The sequence below is a fragment of the Massilia sp. P2_C2 genome, from assembly GCF_056404615.1.
On record NZ_JBFUDR010000501.1, the window covers coordinates 1 to 2,912 of the forward strand.

1 protein-coding gene is annotated in these 2,912 nt (G+C 63.7%); it reads right to left on the reverse strand.

Annotated features, from left to right (window positions below; all coding sequences use genetic code 11):
- Positions 1–2,912 (reverse strand): beta strand repeat-containing protein (locus AC1DYX_RS30035; protein WP_477265710.1); only part of this gene is annotated, 2,912 nt, incomplete at both ends.

Consider the following 2,912-nt stretch of genomic DNA (forward strand, 5'->3'; position numbering starts at 1 on the left):
GTGTGTGATCCCTGCGTCAGCGTCGTGCTGGTGATGCTCCAGTTGCCAGATCCATTGGCGACACCAGTGCCGAGCACAGTCGTGCCGTCGGTATCGAACAGCGTCACCGTAGCGCCGGCTTCTGCTCCGCTGCCGATGAAAGTCGGCGTCGTCACGTTGGTGTTGTTGTCCGTACTCGACGAGCCGCTGTCGGACGCGGCGTTCAGGTCCGGCGCGTTCGGCGCGGCAGCCGCGGTGTCAATCGTCGCCGAGTAGCTGGCCGACACGGCGCCGACGTTGCCCGCGGCGTCCGTCGCCTTCGCGGTGTATTGGTAAGTCGTGCCATTCGACAAGGTCGTGCCATCGGCCAGGCTCCAGGTGCCGCCGATGGCCACCGTGGTGCCGATCGAGACGCCATCGCGGAAAACCTGGACATTGCTGCCGGCCTCGGCGGACCCATTGATCGTCAGCGTCGTGTCGTTGGTGATGTGGTCGCCGGCCGTCCCGCTGTCGCTGGTAATGGCGGTGATTGCCGCCGCGGCCGGCGCCGATGTATCCAACACGTAGGCTTGGCTGGCTACCGGCCCGCTGTTGCCGTCGGTGTTGGCGACTTTGACCTGGATGGAGTTGCTGCCTGCCAGCGTCGCGCCGTCCCAATTGATCGAAGTGCCAGAGACCTTGTTCGAGATGTTGGTCCAGTTCGCGCCGCCATCGACGGACCCTAACAGAGACTCGCCGGCCACCAGCCCGACGCTGAGCGTTCCGGTGATCGTCTGGGCGGCGACGTTGGTGATGAAATCTGTTGCGCTGTTACCTGAATCTGCCGAAATGTCGATGCCGCTGATTGATGTCACGGGTGTCTCGCTCACATTGGCCACCGTGATCGCAACCGCTTTGGTTGTGTCGTTGGTGCCATCGTTGGCGTGCACCACGATGTCGTAGACGTTGTTGCCTCCGTTGTCGGTGGGCGCCTCGAAGTTCGGCGATGCCTTGAACGTCACTGCACCCGTCGAGCTGTTGACATTGAACAACCCTGCGTCGGTGCCGGTGATCGCATAGCTGAGTGTCGTACCGGCGTCAGAGTCGGTCGCCGCCACGGTGTACACCGCGGTCGATGTGGCGACGTTCTCCTGCGCGCTCGCCGAAGCGCCAGACGTGATCGTCGGTGCTTCGTTGACATTGGTCACCGAAATCGACACGACTTGCGCCGCACCGACAAGGCCATGCGCATCGGTCGCCGACACCGTGATGTTGTAGACGTTGTCGTGGTTGGCATCTGCCGGCGCCTCGAAGTTGGGCGAGGCCTTGAAGGTCACCGCGCCTGTGGAAGCGTTGATGTCGAAGAGGCCGGCGTCGGTGCCACCCAGGTTGAAGGTGAATGTGGTGTCGCCGGCGTCCACATCGCTCGCAGTCGCCGTGTAAACGACATTCGTGCTCGGGCTGTTTTCCCCTTCGGTAGCGCTGGAGGCGGAAGTGATCACCGGTGCGTCGTTGGTGCCGGTGACGGTCAGGACGACGTCCTGGGTTGCCTTGCYGCCCTTGTCGTCGGTGACCGTGACGGTGAAGGTTTCGGTATGTGATTCGCCTTCGGCCAGGTCCTGGTGGGTGTTGTCCAGGGTGTAGGTCCACACACCGCTGCTGGCGTCGACTGCGAAGCTGCCATAGTTGCCCGCTGCGTTACCGGTGTAGGCGGCCGTGGCGTTATGGTCGACGTCGCTGGAGGTGACCTGGCCGGTAACTGTCAGGGTRGTGTCTTCATTGACCGCGCCACTCTGCGCCGCGCTGGTGATGACCGGTGCGTCGTTGGTGCCGGTGACGGTCAGGACGACGTCCTGGGTTGCCTTGCCRCCCTTGTCGTCGGTGACCGTGACGGTGAAGGTCTCGGTATGCGATTCACCCTCGGCCAGGTCCTGGTGGGTGTTGTCCAGCGTGTAGGTCCACACGCCCGTGCTGGCGTCGACYGCGAAGCTGCCATAGTTGCCCGCTGCGTTACCGGTGTAGGCGGCCGTGGCGTTATGGTCGACGTCGCTGGAGGTGACCTGGCCGGTRACTGTCAGSGTAGTGTCTTCATTGACCGCRCCRYTCTGCGCCGCGCTCGTGATGACCGGYGCGTCGTTGGTGCCGGTGACGGTCAGGACGACGTCCTGGGTTGCCTTGCCGCCCTTGTCGTCGGTGACCGTGACGGTGAAGGTTTCGGTATGYGATTCRCCYTCGGCCAGGTCCTGGTGGGTGTTGTCCAGSGTGTAGGTCCACACACCSSTGCTGGCGTCGACCGCGAAGCTGCCATAGTTGCCCGCTGCGTTACCGGTATAGGCGGCCGTGGCGTTATGGTCGACGTCGCTGGAGGTGACCTGGCCGGTAACTGTCAGGGTAGTGTCTTCATTGACCGCGCCACTCTGCGCCGCGCTCGTGATGACCGGTGCGTCGTTGGTGCCGGTGACGGTCAGGACGACGTCCTGGGTTGCCTTGCCACCCTTGTCGTCGGTGACCGTGACGGTGAAGGTTTCGGTGTGGGATTCGCCCTCGGCCAGGTCCTGGTGGGTATTGTCCAGCGTGTAGGTCCACACACCGCTGCTGGCGTCGACCGCGAAGCTGCCATAGTTGCCCGCTGCGTTACCGGTATAGGCGGCCGTGGCGTTATGGTCGACGTCGCTGGAGGTGACCTGGCCGGTAACTGYCAGGGTAGTGTCTTCATTGACCGCGCCACTCTGCGCCGCGCTGGTGATGACCGGTGCGTCGTTGGTGCCGGTGACGGTCAGGACGACGTCCTGGGTTGCCTTGCCGCCCTTGTCGTCGGTGACCGTGACGGTGAAGGTTTCGGTATGCGATTCACCCTCGGCCAGGTCCTGGTGGGTGTTGTCCAGGGTGTAGGTCCACACACCCGTGCTGGCGTCGACCGCGAAGCTGCCATAGTTGCCCGCTGCGTTACCGGT